Raw genomic sequence first — 17,402 nt, forward strand, 5'->3', positions numbered from 1 at the left:
CTCATAATATAGACGAACGCATTTTAAAACATCAAAATCATTCTTATTCAAATTCTTTTACCAAAATTGCCAACGATTGGGAAATAGCTTTAACTTTTATCTGCAGTAATAAAGAGGAAGCCCTGTATCTCGAAAATTTCATCAAAAGAATGAAAAGCAAGGTTTTCAACAATAAAATAATTGCAGAACCATCAATTCTCAAAGAAATCTTATCCAAAAGAAAATCATAATGCCTCCCTGGTTCTCCCGAAGCCTCGGGACTGGAGGTACCACGAAACCCGAATAGTCCCGAGGCTTCGGGATTCGGGTTTTTTGTTTTTATGATTTAACGGCTAAGATTTACGCAATCCCAATAACTATCGGGAGCAAAGTTTTATTTTAAGCTTTTATTTTTTCTTTAGTACTATGCTCTTATAATAGTTTCTTTGCATTATTTCAAAAACGTTCTTAATCAAGTTAACATTTACATCTGATGTTTTTGTTTCATAAAGACTTGTAGAAGGTGAGAAATACTGAATTTTTATTTCATCATTACACTTTACAAGCAAGACATATAAATTGGAATGGCCATCAAATCTGTTACAACTTTGATAATAATTTCCTTTTTCCAAAACTTCCAAAATAAAACTTAGCTTCTTTTTATCTTCTAAAACAAAATCTTTCTTTTTTGTAAAGCGTTCCGATTTAATAAAAAAACTAAAGTCTTTATCAAAATCAACTATTAAAAACTGATTACTTCCGCTCCCTTCTTGCCAATTATAAAGCAAAGCCCCTTTTTTTATTTTATTAAAATTTTCAAATTCCTCTTTAGAAAAATCAGAATCTTTTATAAAACTCAAATATTGATGTTGCAATTCTTCTGAGATCGCTGGGATAACTTTACAATTATATGTGTTTACTTCTGTAACAACATTTTTTTTATTTCCACAAGAAATAAAAATTACACATAAAATTACGACGATACTTTGTTTCATTTTCAATAAAAATCTAGATCTTTTTCAAATATAAAATTCTTCTGATTAAATTAAATCACTATAATTTAGAATGCCAACAAATTAATAGTTTTTGTTAAAAAAGTATTAAGTGAATAACAAAATATCTTATATATTCGTAAAACTATATTTTTAATATTTAATAATTATTAAGTACACAAAACGGTTTTATGAGCAAAACTTCTACTAAAGGTATTTGGAAAGTTATTTCGGCATCCTCGATGGGAACCATGATTGAATGGTACGATTTTTATATTTTTGGAAGTTTAGCTGTTGTCATTTCAACAAAATTCTTTCCTAGCGATAATCCCGCTGCGGCATTTTTATCGACTTTGGCCACTTTTGCGGCTGGATTTGTTGTACGCCCTTTTGGGGCTTTATTTTTTGGAAGACTTGGCGATATTATTGGGCGTAAATATACGTTCATGGCTACTTTATTATTAATGGGAGGTTCTACTTTTTTGATAGGTTGTATCCCGAGTTATGAAACTATTGGTTTTATGGCACCTTTATTAGTATTGATTCTTCGTTTGCTTCAAGGACTGGCGCTAGGAGGAGAATATGGCGGCGCCGCAACTTATGTAGCCGAGCATTCGCCAGCAGGACAAAAAGGATATTGGACATCATGGATTCAAACTACGGCTACAGTGGGACTATTCATATCGTTGATGGTTATTTTGGCCACAAAAAATGTGCTTTCTGCAGAGGCTTTTGACACATGGGGATGGCGCGTTCCGTTTTGGGTTTCAATTGTAATGGTTGGCGTTTCGTATTTAATTCGAAAAAACATGGATGAATCGCCAGTATTTGCAAAAGCAAAAAAAGAAGGAACCACAAGTTCCAATCCGTTAAAGGAAAGTTTTGGAAATCGATACAATTTGAAGTTCGTTTTATTGGCTCTTTTTGGAGCGACGATGGGACAAGGTGTAGTTTGGTACACGGGGCAATTCTACGCTATGAGTTTCATGAAGACGGTCATGAATATTGACTCTTCACAAGTTGATGAACTTTTGGGAATTGCTTTATTAATTGGAACACCTTTTTTTATTGTTTTTGGATGGCTTAGTGATAAAGTTGGCAGAAAATATATCATGATGTCGGGCATGCTGTTGGCAATCTTTTTTTACAGGCCAATTTATAAAATGATGTACAACACCACTGATATCACTTATAAAACAGAAATCAGTGAAACAACAAAAACAAATACAGAAACTAACGCAAAAAATGACGTTGTAACTATAACTTCCAAAACTTTTACTGATGGAACTTCGTATATAGAAAAGAAAACTGTCTTTGCTGACAAAAAAGAATCTCAAAGCAATATTACCATCAAAATAAATTCTGAAGATGAATGGACATTGATTTTCTTGGTTTTCATTCAAGTTATATTTGTCACAATGGTTTACGGGCCAATTGCAGCTTTTTTAGTTGAGATGTTTCCAACTAAAATACGATACACTTCAATGTCGCTTCCTTATCACGTGGGGAACGGGATTTTTGGAGGTTTGCTTCCTGCAATTTCTACCTACTTTGTAACGCACGCCAAAGCCAATGGAAAACCAGAATTTTATCTTGAAGGACTTTGGTATCCAATTATTATTGCCTCAATCTGCTTTGTAATTGGAATGGTTTACATTGATAATAAAAATAAAACGAATCACCTTTAATACCTACTTATAATTATGAATACCGTTAAACAAATTTTAGGTGTTTTGTGGATTATATTTTCCATTGCAGCCGCTTATTTCTGTGTGTTTGAATTTGGCTTGCCAAAATTTTTATCAGACCAGCAGGACGATACTGTCTTTGGAATCATTATCCTTTTCATTCTCACCCCATTAATCGTCCTAGGATTAGGAACTTTTGGCTATTTTTCTTTGATTGGAGAATACAACGAGAAAAAATAACCAAAACAAACTTTAACAAAAAAAGGGCTGTCTTAACCAAACAGACAGCCCTTTTACATTACTAAAAAACCAAATTTTAAATTACTTTCTTTTATTATTTCTTAATAAATTTCATTACTTGAACTTTATTATTTTCATCTGTAGCTTTTACAACATATAATCCTGTTTTCAAATCGCTTACGTTATATTGAAAATCAGGATTTCCGTTTGAAGCAAAACTTTTCACTAGTTGACCTGTTATCGAATAAACCTGAACTTTTGTTGTTGCAATATTCAAGGTAAAATAATTTGCAACCGGATTTGGATATAAATTAACTGCGCTTGTTTTCTCAAAATCTGGAATCGCTAAATTGGCTGTTTTATTGCCGTAAATTCTGTATTCGCCTGGACCTAAGTTTACCGTTGCATTAACATCTGTAACATTGATTGAAGAATTATCCATTAAATTGTACCATGTTCCAGTATATTGAAAACCTGTAGCAACGTTTTGCGGAGTCACATCAAAATTAGCTAGAATCAAGACATCTTTTAATTGTGTTGCAGCTAGATTGCTGTTTGTAATTTTAATGTTTACAGTCAATGTATTAGCACTTGCCATTGTTGGTGTACCCAAAAACACAGGTTCAGTCACTTTTAAATTGATCATTTTTGCCCAATCATAATAAATTTTATTACGATTTGTGTCTCCTAACCAGTTTTCAGCCCATTGTGGCTGTGGTTTAGTATCTAATTTACAATCTCCAGAAATCGTTGCTGAATTGTCATTTACAGTTCCGTCGTTACAAGTATAAATAGAATCATCCCAACCAAGTTCGCCAAAATGCCAAATCATTTTTGGACCAGGAATCAATAGTGAAACCGCTCCAATTGCAGACATTCTTGACAAAGCAGTATTTAATGTTTTTACATTATAAGTTCCTGATGAATTTCCAAATTTTACATTTTTATACATTAAACGTTCTTCATCGTGGCTTTCGGCGTATCCCATTAAACGATTCGCATTAAATCCTCTGCTAGAACTCATCATTCTAGAAATATTACTTGTATACCCCATTGACAACTCATTATACTGATCTGTCATCTTTCCCCACATCATAACACCTTTACTTGGTGATTCATTTGTTCTATAGTTTGCCCATTGCTGTTCTTCATTATCCGAACCTAAATGTTCGAAAATAGTATAATGCGTTGGATCAAGGCTCCAAGAATAATCGGCATATTTTTTCAAGATATCAACTCTATCTTGCTGATAAGCATTTGTACAAGATTCATCTGAAGCGGTACAAGCTTGTGTAAATCCTTTTGTTAAATCCCAACGGAAACCATCGATTTTATATTCTTCAATCCATTGCTTCACAACGCGCTCAACATAATATTGCGTTTTTGCAGACTGATGATTAAAGTCTTCACCAACACTATAAGTATGTTTTGCAACAGTATTAAAATATGGATTTTCTGAAGTTGGTGATCCAAAACCGTCTCCATCAGGATCATTCATCCACATTCTCACCATCGGATTTCTTCCGAAAGCATGATTCAAAGCAACGTCAAGGATGACAGCTATTCCGTTTTGGTGGCATAAATCGATAAACTCCTTTAATTTATCTGATGTACCATAATATTTATCCAAAGCCATATGAAACGAAGTGTTATAACCCCAGCTTTCATTGCCTTCATACTCCATTACCGGCATTAATTCGATTGCATTTATTTTAAGTGTTTTAAAATAATCTATTCTATCAATCAAAGTCTGATAATTTCTTTTAGCGTCAAAATCACGAACTAAAAGTTCATAAACCACTAATTTGTCTTTTTCCGGTTTTGTAAAATTCGTTACTTGCCAATTGTAAGGCGTTTGTCCCGTTTTTAAAACCGTAACTTCGAAATTCTGCCCCGCTGGATAAGCCGGCATATTTGGATAAGAAGTTGCAGGAATTCCTGAATCATCATAAGGAGACAAAACCAAAGTTGAATATGGATCTGCTGTTTTTACCAAAGCCGGAGAATTTGCTAATGGAGTACTTTCTCCCACCCAATATTGATACGTATTATTTGCACCCGAAACTAACCCTGTCAATTCCAACCAAAATTTTCCAGAAGAAGGATCTTTTTTCATAGCATAAGCCGTTGTCGGTTGCCAATTATTGAAACTTCCTGCTACGTAAACAAAATCTTTTAAAGGCGCATCTAAAACTAGAGTTGCTTTTGTTGCATCTGCAGTATTATAATTTATTCCATCAACTAAACCTGCAGGCATAGCTTCAGAAACAGTATTTGGATTTACAACTACTGCAAATTTCTTTGAAACTGTAGTAGCCCCTTGAGTAGCAATCAATTCATAATTTTGGTTTCCTATAATATTAGTATGAGTATAAGAATAACTTGAAGTACTGGCGTTTGTATTGATTGTTGTTTCATTAGCTTTTAATGTATAACTCCCCGCACCTCCAGTATTTGTTGCCGTAATATTAAAACTTGAACCAGAATTAATAATGGTTGTACTATTTTCGACTGGAGAAGTCAAAGTAACTTGAAAAGATCCTACATTAAGAAAAAAATCGGAACATGATGGCGCCAATTTCAGCGTCTGACTTCCATTCGCGCTTCTAAATACAATTCCCATTTTTGTCGCCGCAGTTTGCTGTCCTGAAGTTAGTCCAAAATAAACACTTGGGGTAATGGTAATGCTCCACGTTCCGTTTGCTTCTTTTGTCATTAGTCCAACTCCATCATCAGCCCCCCAATTTCCTTTTACAACCTGCCAAGGATTTCCTTCATCACCAATACCTGCATGCATATAAACCTTAGTCGGATTGGTTCCCATAGTATTACATGTAGTAGATACAAATGATGCTGTTATTTTGATGGGCTCATTGACTTGAAATATAGCTGGCGACACTGTTATCTGCTGAGCATCGGCAATAATAGACAATAAAAAGAAAATAAAAAGTAATGTTTTTTTCATAATCTCGTGGTTTGTGTGGTTAGTTAGTTTGATTAAAAAAGGGCTATCTGGAGATAGCCCTTTTTTTTGTAAATTACATTGAAACTAGTCTAATGTGATTTTTTTCGCACCATTGTCAATAGTTAAAACTCTTTCTCCAGTTGGTCCAGTATATTTAAAGTTACTATCACCATCACCAGCATTTACTAATTCATCATCAATAGTATAACCATTTGATGAATAGAAAGTATAATTATGACTTGCATCCCAGTTACCATTACTTGTAAAGTTGTTTCCTAAGAATTCTCTAAATGCTTCTCCGCTTTTAAGAACAATAGTTACTTGGTAAACATCTGTTTTTCCAACAACCAATGGGAATTCAGTTTCTGCATCACCATCCCAAGTCCATCCACCTGGAGTAGCAGCACCCACTAACCAGTGTGAAGTTGCTAATGGAGTATGATAAGGAGTTGCTTTAATAGTATAGAAATTAGAAAACTGTGATTCAGCTCCAGTTCCAACCGTAGATTTGATACGGATATCAACACTGCTTTCTTCTTTTGAAGGAAAACCAGCATTAATTAAAGCTGCATTTAACTCAGCAACTGTCAAAGCTCTGTAACGAGATGTAGTTGTAGTTACAGCAAAAGGAGTAGCAAATTCAGTACCTGCTTTTGCAATTTCAATTGTATAATTTACAACTGTTTGCGTTCCATCATATTTTGCATCATCCCAAATTACAGTTGTTGCAACCTCTTTTTCATTTTCTTTTGTAAGAACAATGTTAAAGTCACTTTGAGGGCTAAGTAATACAGGAGCTGTAACAGGCTCGATTACTGGTCTATCTTCTACATCATCAGCATTACATGACACTGCTAAAACACCAATGAATGCGATTAAAATTTTATATATGTTTTTCATTTTATTTATTTTTTATAGGGTTAGTTAGTATCCTGGGTTTTGTTTTAAAGTTGGGTTTGCTTGAATAGCACGTGACGGGATAGGCATCAAATCTCTGAAAGATTCTGTACCGCTACCATTTTTAACGCCACCTTTCCATTGCCAAATTTTAGATGATCCTGAGAATTTTCCAAAACGAATCAAATCTGTTCTTCTGTGACACTCCCAAAACAATTCTCTTGCTCTTTCATCTAAAAGAAAATCTAATGTTAATTCAGAACTTGTAATAATACCTGCTCCAGCTCTAGCTCTAATTTTATTTACATAACCTAGAGCTTTTGCTGCATCACCAGACGCAGCTCCTCTAAGAGTTGCTTCAGCATACATTAAATAGACATCTGACAATCTGTACATAGGAAAATCTGTGTCTGGCATATCATTTCTTTGTGCCGCAGAGCCATCAGAATTTATGTTTGTAAACTTTTTAACTGCATAACCATTAGTAAACACTCCATAATCAGCGATATCTAAAGTTTGTCCATCTGTAAAGAAAGTACCTCTTTTATCAGAAACTGCATTTACATCAGGAAATAACTGAACAAATTCTGGTCTTACTCTGATACCTGACCAACCACCGTCCATTCCTTGATCAGCTCCTGCCATTTTTCCTCCGATAGATGCGTGCAAAATAAAACTCATACCTCCACCGATTGCTCTAATTGCATTTCCATCACCAACAATTGGGAAAATAACTTCACTTTGCGCTCCGTTTCTGTTGTTATCTGCAGAAAACAAATAACGGTATGGAACCTCTGCAAATGTATATCCTGAAGAAGTAATAATGTCATTACATAAAACAGCTGCATCGTTAAATCTTTCTGTTCCTGTATATACTTTAGAATTTAAATAAATCTGAGCAAGCAAAAATTTAGCAGCAGTTTTATCAACTCTTCCATATTCATTAGTTTTTGAAGCCGCCAAAGTATTATCCATATCTTTCAATTCAGACTCTACAAATGCAAAAACTTCTGCTCTTGTTTTTTGTTCTGGATAAAAGAACCCTACCGGATCATTTTCAGTTGTGATAGGCACATTTCCAAATAAATCCATCAAGTTAACATAAGAGAAAGCTCTTAAAAAACGTGCTTCAGCTCTTAAAGTCGTAACCTCAGCTTTCAAATTAGCGTCAACGCCTCTTGATGCCAGTTTCTCATCTGTAGTTTGTCTTAAAAATTCATTCGCAACACTAATTTCATAAAAAGCTCTAGAAAAAATTCCGTACAAAAACTGGTTACTCGGACTCCATTTTTGCCCATTTATTGCTGGCAAACCATCATCAGACCAAGCCACAATTGCCTCATCTGTCGGGAATTCCTGAGTAACAAACATTAGTCGTAAATAACTACTAAAGTCTCCTCCAAGACCTGCGATATCAGCTTGTCCATCTCCATCATTTCCTCCAACATACAAACCTGCATATAATTTTGCCATTACTTGTTTGTACGATGCCGGATCTTGAAAAAATTCATTAGAAAGGAACTCATCATCATCCGTTGGTGTCACGTCTAAGTCACCTGTACAAGACGTAAGTGTCATATTTAATCCTAAAATGAATAGGAGAAAATAAGATATATATTTAAATGATATTTTCATTTTGTTTATTTTTAAAATTTTGTTTTTCAATGTACTACTAGAAATTCGCATTTACTCCAAACAAGAATGTTCTGGCTCTAGGATAAACGTTATTATCAATACCGTTGAACTTCTCTGGATCTAAACCGTCGTATTTCGTGAATACCAATACGTTTTGAACTCCTGCAGTAAATCTCAATGAAGCTGCTTTTAATAATGTTTTATCAAAAGTGTATCCAAGTACAATATTATCTAACTTAATAAATGAAGCGTCTTTAACAAAATAGTTAGAATAATTACGTTGTGTACCATTTGAGTTACTTTCAGTTGTAAATCCTGTATTGTAGTAATCTGTAGTAATATTAGAAATATCGCTATCTCTTCTTAAACCAGATTGTACATAACCTTTATCTGAACTTACGTTGTCGAAAATATAATTTCCTAAACTAGCTCTCCAGTTCATTGTAAAATCGAATTTTTTATAATTCAAAGTAGAATACAATCCGAAAAGATAATCAGCTGTTGGCTTATGGAATTTGTAACGATCCGCGTCTGTAATTGCTCCGTCACCATTTCTGTCTGCATAAGCTCCTTGAATTGGTCTTTTGTTAGCATCATACAATTGTTCAAAAACAAAAAATGAATTTGGTGCAAAACCTTCAGAGTGAATAAGAACCTGGTTACCTGTACCTCCCGCAATTACATCTCCTGTAATATATCCTTGGAATCCAGGAACTGTAACTCCTAAATCAGATATTTTTTGATCAATATACGTTACGTTACCAGCAAGATTCCATGTTAATTTATCAGTTTTAATGATATCTGATTGAAGACTAAACTCAACCCCTTTAGTTCTAACACTTCCAATATTACTATATCCTTGGTTACGAATATTTGCTCCATCAGGAACAGGAATATCTGCCAAAAGATCACTAGATTTTTTATCAAAATAGTTAATAGTACCAGTTAATCTCTCATTAAAGAATCCAAAATCAACTCCTAAGTTCATCTCAGCTAAATCTTCCCATTTAATATCCTCATTATAACCTTCTGGTTTTGCAGCTCTGTATACTACACCATTAAATACATATTGTGTATTAAGTGTACCAAATGTAACTCTTCTTAAGAAATCATATGCAGGTGGAATATCTTGTTGTCCTGTAGTTCCGTAACCAACTCTTAATTTCAAACTAGATAATGTAGAATTATCTTTTAAGAATGCTTCTTCTGCTAAATTCCATGCGAATGCACCTCCGGCAAAATTACCCCATCTGTTTTCTTTAGAGAAACGTGAAGTTCCGTCTCTTCTGTAATTAACAGTTAACAAATATCTACTGTCATATCCTAAATTAACACGTCCGAAATAAGATTGTAAGTTAATGTCCGGATCAGTAGTAACGTCAGCAGGTGGATTTGGTTGTCTAACATCTCCCGAATTAAACCCTTCACGTTGAAACAACTGATAGTTGTAACCTGCAGTAGCATCGATTTTAAACTTACCAATATCTTTAGTATAATTAAAGTATGTATTTAAGTTTTTGTTCTGACGATTGTCTGTATAATGAGTATAACCTCCGTAGTTTACCCAGTTACCATTATCAAATGGATTAGGCTGGTATCCTAAAATACTTTCAGTACTAATTGCATTATAACCATCACTATCAAATTTATCGATACCTGCCTCAGCAACGATTCTTAAATCTTCAAAAAAGTGAAATTTATAATCTAATCTAATGTTACCCCATTTTCTTGTAGAAGTTGCTCTTCTGTCTTCCTGATTTAATCTTGCAACAGGGTTTCTTGCTGGTAATAATGGTACATTACCATTTCCTTCCAACCATTCGAAGTAACCACCATATCGAGAACCTGCCTCATAAACTGATTGTGTAGGATCAAATGTAATAGCAGAACTTACTACAGCACCTTCATTTTGAAATTGGTTTTTTCCAAAAGATAAATTTCCTGTAATATCAATTTTCAAGTGGTTATCAAACAAAACTGGGTTTAATGATAATGATGTCGTAGTTCTTTCAAAAGAAGTATTTCTTAAGATCCCCGGATTATCTACATTTCCAACAGATAAACGTACTGGTAATTTTTTGAATAAAGCACCGCTTGCAGATATGTTATTGTTGGTTGTTAAAGCAGTATGAAAAATTTCATCTTGCCAATTTGTGTTTGCTGTGCCTAATAAAGCTTTTTGAGCTGCAGTCCCTTTCTCGTTTACTAAAGCGCGAAATTGATCTGCACTTAAAACGTCAACGGTATTAGCAACTGTATTGATACCAACCTGAGAACTAAAGTTAACTTTCACGCCACCTTTTGTTCCTTTTTTAGTTGTAATTACAATTACACCATTTGCCGCACGAGAACCGTAAATTGCAGCTGCTGATGCATCTTTCAAAACAGTAAATGACTCAATGTCATTAGGGTCTATAGTGGATAAAATACTTGTAGAACCATTTGGAACCGCATTACTCATAGGAAGTCCATCAATAACGATTAATGGCTCATTTGAAGCACTTAATGAAGATCCTCCACGAATTCTAATATCGGCTTTTGCTCCAGGAGCTCCTCCTCCAACAACATTAACACCGGCAATACGTCCGCTGATTAACGTCTCTGGAGTTACGTTAATTCCTTTATTAAATTCTTTAGCAGAAATTTGAGAAACAGATCCTGTTGCGTCTTTCTTCTTAACAGTACCGTAACCTACTTGTACTACAACTTCTTTAAGCTGATTTGTATCTTCTTCTAAAGAAACGTTTATTGTTTTTTGTCCATTGTAATCAAGAATTTGAGTTACGTATCCAATAAAAGAAACAGAAATCTTGTTACCGTTTTTTACATTAGATAATTGATAATTACCATCAAATCCTGTTGATGTTCCACCCGGAGCACCTTGAACATTTACGTTTACTCCCGGTATTGGCTGTCCTGTTGCTTTATCAACAACAGTCCCACTTAATGTGCTTTGAGCTAACACAGTAAATGGCAACAATAGGAATAAAAATAACAACTTTTTGTAAATTGTTTTCATACTTTTTGTTTAAATTAGTTTGAGTTTTTGATTGTTAGTTAAGTTTTTAATTTTACTTCGAATTTCAAAATTATGAATTTATTAACACGCTCAACAAGAGGCAATTTTTATTGGTTTACGAAAACGTGGTAGTGTTGAAAACTTTCTGTTTTTTGTAATCTTTTAAGTCAAAAATTGCCAATACCAAAAATATTAACCATCTTTATTATCAATTAGATTTTTTCCAAAAAACACCATGAAACGTAAAATAACCTTAAAACAGATCGCAAAGGAACTTGATGTATCTATTTCAACTGTCTCAAAATCACTTAGAAACAGTCTTGAAATAGGCGAAGAAACACGTCTAAAAGTTCAGGCTTTTGCTAAGTTTTACAACTATAAGCCTAACAATATTGCTCTTAGTCTAAAGAACCGAAAAACCAAAAGTATTGGTATTATTATTCCTGAAATTGTACATCATTTTTTCTCCACCGTAATCAACGGAATCGAGCAAGTAGCGAACGAACACGGCTATAGCGTTGTGATTTGTTTGTCAGATGATTCTTTCGACAAAGAAGTTCTGAATATGGAAATGTTAGCCAATGGAAGTATTGATGGTTTTATCATGTCCCTTTCTAAAGAAACACAATTTAAAGGCGACTTTCATCATATTACTGAAGTTATCAATCAAGGAATGCCTGTTGTAATGTTTGACCGTGTTACCAATGATATTTTATGTGATAAAGTTATTATTGATGATAAAGCTGCTGCATACGAAGCCGTTCAGAGTCTGATTGATAACGGCCGAAAAAAGATTGCATTAGTAACTACGGTTGATTATGTAAGCGTTGGAAAATTACGAACTGACGGTTACGAAAAAGCGCTTTTAGACAACGGAATCCCATTCAATGAAGATTTAATTATTAAAATTGAAGATGTTGATACTTGTGAAATCACCATTTCTGAGCTTTTACATGACCGTGCTTTTGATGCTGTTTTTGCTGTAAATGAGCTTTTTGCTGTTACAATTATCAAAACGGCTTCGAAAATGGGATTAAAAATTCCTGAAGATTTGGCTGTAATTGCTTTTACGGATGGAATTATCTCAAAATATTCAACTCCAAGTATTACAACAGTAAGTCAAAGTGGTGAAAAAATGGGTAATAAAGCAGCCAAAATGCTTATCGAAAGACTAGAAGCTGAACATGACGAAGATGAAGACGAAAACGAGAATTACACTACTGAGGTTATTGAAACTCATTTAATAAAAAGAGAATCTACTGACTAAATTTCTTAAAATCAACCTATTCTAAAGCCATAAAAAATATTTATGGCTTTTTTATTAGCATAAATAAAAAAATAATTAATACTTTTACGCCCGTCAAGGCTTTTACTTTTACTTCGAAAAAAACAGTAAGTTTTGATAAGCAAAGCGCTTATCGTCTAATTAATTCTTTAATTACGATAATGGAAAAGCGTAAATTAAGTTTCTGGGAAATTTGGAACATGAGTTTCGGTTTCTTAGGAATACAAATGGGGTTTGCATTACAAAATGCAAATGCCAGCAGAATTCTTCAAATTTTTGGTGCCGACGTACATGAACTTTCGTGGTTCTGGATTATTGCTCCCCTTATGGGATTAATAGTTCAGCCTATCATTGGTCATTATAGTGATAAAACCTGGGGAAGGTTTGGCAGACGAAAACCTTTCTTTTTAGTTGGCGCAATTTTAGCATCAGTTGGATTAATTTTAATGCCGCAAGCTAATATTTTCATTTCTGTTTTACCTGCTTTATGGGTTGGTGCCGGAATGTTAATGATCATGGACGCTTCTTTCAACATTGCAATGGAGCCGTTTCGCGCACTTGTTGGTGACAATTTAAGAACAGATCAGCGTACTGCTGGATTTAGTATTCAAACTTCATTGATTGGTTTTGGAGCTGTAATTGGTTCTGCTTTGCCTTACGTTTTAACTAAATGGTTTCATGTTCCAAACAGCACCGTTCCGGGAAGTGTACCATTAAATCTGACTTTGTCATTTATTATTGGTGCAGCAGTTTTAATTGGTTCTATTTTAGTTACATTATTCACCACAAAAGAATATTCACCAGAAGAATTGGCAAAATTTGAAGATCCGCAAAATGATGCGATTTCTGATTCTGAGGAAAAATCAAAAATCACAGACATTTTTACTGATTTTGCAAAAATGCCAACTACAATGCGTCAGCTTAGCTGGGTGCAATTTTTTTCTTGGTTCGGATTATTCGGAATGTGGGTTTTTACAACACCGGCAATCGCGCATCACATTTACGGATTACCATTAAATGATACTTCAAGTCAGCAATATCAAGACGCTGGTGACTGGGTCGGAATTCTGTTTGGTGTTTACAACTTAGTTTCTGCTATCGTCGCATTGTTTTTCTTACCGTATATCGCTAAAAAAATCGGACGAAAATCAACTCACGCCGTTTCATTAATCATTGGAGGAATAGGTTTAATATCTATTTATTTCATGCCAAATGAAGACTGGGTTGTTTTACCAATGATTTTAATTGGAGTTGCCTGGGCAAGTATTCTGGCAATGCCTTACGCAATTCTTGCAGGATCTATAGCTCCAAAAAAGATGGGAGTTTACATGGGAATCTTCAACTTCTTTGTTGTTATTCCACAAATTGTAAACGCATTAATTGGTGGCCCAATTGTAAAATACCTTTATAACGGAGATGCAATTTACGCTCTGATTACAAGTGGTGTAAGCTTTTTAATCGCGGCTGCATTAGTGTATAAAGTAAAAGATGTAGACGACACTATTCAAAAATCATAAATTAGAATTCCCTTTATAATGAACAAGAAAGCATTTATATTCGACTTGGACGGCGTAATTGTTGATACCGCTAAATACCACTTTTTGGCCTGGCAAAAAATAGCTCAGTCATTAAATATAAATTTTACACATGAAGACAATGAACTTTTAAAAGGTGTGAGCCGAGTTCGTTCGTTAGATATAATACTTGGGTTAGGCAATGTTCAAGCTTCGCAGGAAGACAAAGACAAATGGCTGATTCAAAAAAACGAAGATTATTTATCTTATTTAGTTGATATGGATGAAAGTGAGGTTCTTCCAGGAGTTTTGAAAATTCTACAACTATTAAAAGATTTAAATCAAGGAATTGCATTAGGCTCTGCCAGCAAAAATGCAAGACCAATTCTAGAAAAAACAGGGATTCTATCTTACTTCGATGTTATTGTTGACGGAAATGACGTTACCAATGCAAAACCAGATCCTGAAGTTTTCTTAAAAGCGGCTCAATTATTACATATTGATCCAAAAAATTCAATTGTATTTGAAGATTCTGTTGCCGGAATTCAGGCAGCAAATATTGCAGAAATGGTAAGTGTTGGAATTGGTGAGGAAACAATTTTACATGAAGCTGATCATATTTTTAAAGATTTCACCCAAATCACACCAGGCTTTATTAACGACTTAATTAGTCAATGAGAAAATTTGATAATTAGATAATTTTCAAAAAATGAGAAAAATTTAATTATCACTCAACAAATTGTGTCACTTAAAAAAAAATGTAAAACACCAAGCAATTCAAAGGTAAAAAATAGCGTCCAACTGATAATTATCTAATTATCTAATCGACAAATTATCTAATTACCTAATTGCCACATTATCTAATTTAAAAGATGAATCAAGATTATATAAAACCAGACAATTGGTCCATAATAGAAGAAGGATTTGATGTCGAAAGAGTAAAATCGTCTGAAAGTCTCTTTAGTATCGGGAACGGTGCTATGGGACAACGTGCGAATTTTGAAGAAACATATTCTGGCGAAACTTTCCAAGGAAGTTATATTGCAGGTATTTATTATCCAGATAAAACAAAAGTGGGCTGGTGGAAAAACGGTTATCCGAAATATTTTGCCAAAGTTTTAAACGCTCCAAACTGGATTGGAATTGATATTGAAATCAACGAGGAAAATCTTGATTTACATAATTGTACCGAAGTTAGAAATTTCCGCAGAGAATTGAATATGAAAGAAGGTTGGTACAACCGTTCTTTTGAAGCAGTTCTAAAAAACGGAACTGAAATTGCAGTAAACATTCGTCGCTTTCTTTCGTTAGATTTAGATGAAGCCGGAGTGATCAAATACGATATTACGCCTTTGAATAAAGACGCAAAAATCGTTTACAAACCGTATATCGACGCTGGTGTAACCAATGAAGATGCCAACTGGGAAGAAAAATTCTGGGAACCGCTTGAAGTTAAAAAAGGTACAAACGAGGCTTTTGTAACAGCTCAGACTTTCAAAACGCATTTCAAGGTTACCACTTTCATGCACAATACGATTTTGGCAAATGGCGAAAACATCAACGTTTCTCCGTCAACAATCGATTCAACAACAGATAAAGTTCAGTACACGTACGGAACTATTATTGCAAAAGGACAAACCTCATCAATTCAAAAAATTGGTGGATATACGGTTTCTCTAAACCACGAAAATACTTTGGCTGGAGCCGAAAAAGTAATCAAATCGGCAGTTACTTTAGGATATGATGCACTTCTTCAAAATCAAATTGAAGCTTGGGCAAAAATCTGGGAAATGTCAGATATTACAATCGAAGGTGATGTAAAAGCGCAACAGGGAATTCGTTTTAATATTTTCCAATTAAACCAAACGTATTCAGGAAAAGACAGCCGATTAAATATTGGTCCAAAAGGTTTCACTGGAGAAAAATACGGCGGATCTACTTATTGGGACACTGAGGCATATTGTATTCCGTTTTACATGGCGACAAAAGACCAGCAAGTTGCGCGTAATTTATTGACGTACCGTTACAATCAATTGGACAAAGCGATTGAAAATGCTAAAGATAATTTAGGTTTCAAAAACGGTGCAGCTTTGTATCCAATGGTTACCATGAATGGTGAAGAATGTCACAACGAATGGGAAATCACACACGAAGAAATTCATAGAAACGGAGCGATTGCTTTTGCAATTTACAACTATAACCGCTATACGGGAGATTACTCTTATATTCCAGAAAAAGGTTTAGAAGTTTTAATCGGAATTGCGCGTTTCTGGCACCAGAGAGCTTCTTTTTCAAAAGATAAAAATCAGTATGTAATTCTTGGTGTTACAGGACCAAACGAATACGAAAACAACATTAACAATAATTTCTATACCAATTATATTGCAAAATGGTGTATTGATTTTGCTGCTGAACAAATTGAAAAAGTAGCTTCAGAATATCCTGCAGATCACAAAAGAGTGATGGAAAAAGTTACTCTTTCACCAGCAGAAATTCAAGAATGGAAAAAAGTAGCTGATGATATGTACTTCCCAGTTTCTGAAGAACTTGGAATTTACTTGCAACAAGACGGTTTCTTAGACAAGGAATTAGTTCCTGTTAAAGATTTAGACAAATCACAACGTCCAATCAACCAAAAATGGTCTTGGGATCGCGTGCTACGTTCTCCATATATCAAACAAGCCGACGTTTTACAAGGTTTCTATTTTTTTGAAGATCATTTTTCTAAAGAAGAATTAAAACGCAATTTCGAATTCTACGAATCATTTACAGTTCATGAAAGTTCACTTTCGCCTTGCGTACACTCGATTCAGGCTGCAGTTTTAGACAAAATGGATATGGCTTATACTTTTTATTTAAGAACTTCCCGTTTGGATTTGGACGATTATAATAAAGAAGTGGAAGAAGGTTGTCATATCACGTCAATGGCCGGTACATGGATGAGTATCGTAGAAGGTTTTGGGGGAATGCGTGTTAAAAACAACCAGCTTCATTTCTCTCCAAAAATTCCAAAAGAATGGAAAGGCTATTCGTTTAAAATCAATTTCAGAAACCAAATTTTAAAAGTAGCAGTAAATCATAACGAAACAACTTTTACTGTAGATGGCGATCAAGATTTAACAATTATCGTTAACGGAAAACCTGTAATTGCAAGTAAATTTTTACAAATAAATTAAATTACAATACAC

At 34.2% G+C, this 17,402-nt stretch carries 12 protein-coding genes; 7 read left to right on the forward strand and 5 right to left on the reverse strand.

What is annotated here, in order from left to right; translation table 11 throughout:
- A partial coding sequence (locus H600_RS0100005) for a GIY-YIG nuclease family protein (protein WP_026726861.1) occupies positions 1-230 on the forward strand: 230 nt, incomplete at its 5' end.
- 156 nt (positions 231-386) lie between these two features.
- Here H600_RS0100005 and H600_RS0100010 read toward each other — a convergent pair.
- Complete coding sequence (locus H600_RS0100010; protein ID WP_026726862.1) at positions 387-974, reverse strand: hypothetical protein; 588 nt, start codon at positions 972-974, stop codon at positions 387-389.
- A 188-nt stretch (positions 975-1,162) separates the two neighbouring features.
- Between H600_RS0100010 and H600_RS0100015 the strand changes: the two genes are divergently transcribed.
- Both H600_RS0100015 and H600_RS0100020 read left to right on the forward strand, forming a co-directional pair.
- A complete protein-coding gene (locus H600_RS0100015; RefSeq protein ID WP_026726863.1) occupies positions 1,163-2,659 on the forward strand; it encodes an MFS transporter in 1,497 nt (498 codons plus the stop codon).
- A gap of 15 nt (positions 2,660-2,674) precedes the next feature.
- Entirely contained in the window at positions 2,675-2,899 is a 225-nt protein-coding gene (locus H600_RS0100020; RefSeq protein ID WP_026726864.1) for a DUF6814 family protein, read from the forward strand.
- A 94-nt stretch (positions 2,900-2,993) separates the two neighbouring features.
- Here H600_RS0100020 and H600_RS0100025 read toward each other — a convergent pair whose 3' ends face one another.
- The 4 genes from H600_RS0100025 to H600_RS0100040 form a co-directional block, all read right to left on the reverse strand.
- Complete coding sequence (locus H600_RS0100025) at positions 2,994-5,864, reverse strand: alpha-amylase family glycosyl hydrolase (RefSeq protein WP_026726865.1); 2,871 nt, start codon at positions 5,862-5,864, stop codon at positions 2,994-2,996.
- Between the two features lie 84 nt (positions 5,865-5,948).
- Positions 5,949-6,764: a SusE domain-containing protein gene (locus tag H600_RS22415; RefSeq protein WP_026726866.1), complete on the reverse strand. Its 816-nt coding sequence runs from the start codon at positions 6,762-6,764 to the stop codon at positions 5,949-5,951.
- Between the two features lie 24 nt (positions 6,765-6,788).
- Complete coding sequence (locus tag H600_RS0100035; RefSeq protein ID WP_026726867.1) at positions 6,789-8,396, reverse strand: RagB/SusD family nutrient uptake outer membrane protein; 1,608 nt, start codon at positions 8,394-8,396, stop codon at positions 6,789-6,791.
- 37 nt (positions 8,397-8,433) lie between these two features.
- On the reverse strand, positions 8,434-11,415 hold the full coding sequence (locus tag H600_RS0100040) for a SusC/RagA family TonB-linked outer membrane protein (protein WP_026726868.1): 2,982 nt from the start codon (positions 11,413-11,415) through the stop codon (positions 8,434-8,436).
- A 235-nt stretch (positions 11,416-11,650) separates the two neighbouring features.
- On the opposite strand from H600_RS0100040, the gene H600_RS0100045 reads away from it, so the two are divergent.
- The 4 genes from H600_RS0100045 to H600_RS0100060 all read left to right on the forward strand — a co-directional run bounded on the left by H600_RS0100045 (position 11,651) and on the right by H600_RS0100060 (position 17,390).
- Entirely contained in the window at positions 11,651-12,682 is a 1,032-nt protein-coding gene (locus H600_RS0100045; protein WP_026726869.1) for a LacI family DNA-binding transcriptional regulator, read from the forward strand.
- A gap of 179 nt (positions 12,683-12,861) precedes the next feature.
- On the forward strand, positions 12,862-14,217 hold the full coding sequence (locus H600_RS0100050) for an MFS transporter (protein ID WP_026726870.1): 1,356 nt from the start codon (positions 12,862-12,864) through the stop codon (positions 14,215-14,217).
- Between the two features lie 18 nt (positions 14,218-14,235).
- Entirely contained in the window at positions 14,236-14,892 is a 657-nt protein-coding gene (gene pgmB / locus H600_RS0100055) for a beta-phosphoglucomutase (protein WP_026726871.1), read from the forward strand.
- A 194-nt stretch (positions 14,893-15,086) separates the two neighbouring features.
- Positions 15,087-17,390, forward strand: a complete 2,304-nt coding sequence (locus H600_RS0100060) for a glycoside hydrolase family 65 protein (protein WP_026726872.1) — start codon at positions 15,087-15,089, stop codon at positions 17,388-17,390.
- Positions 17,391-17,402 lie beyond the last annotated feature (12 nt).

This window comes from Flavobacterium denitrificans DSM 15936 (assembly GCF_000425445.1).
GTDB lineage: Bacteria > Bacteroidota > Bacteroidia > Flavobacteriales > Flavobacteriaceae > Flavobacterium > Flavobacterium denitrificans.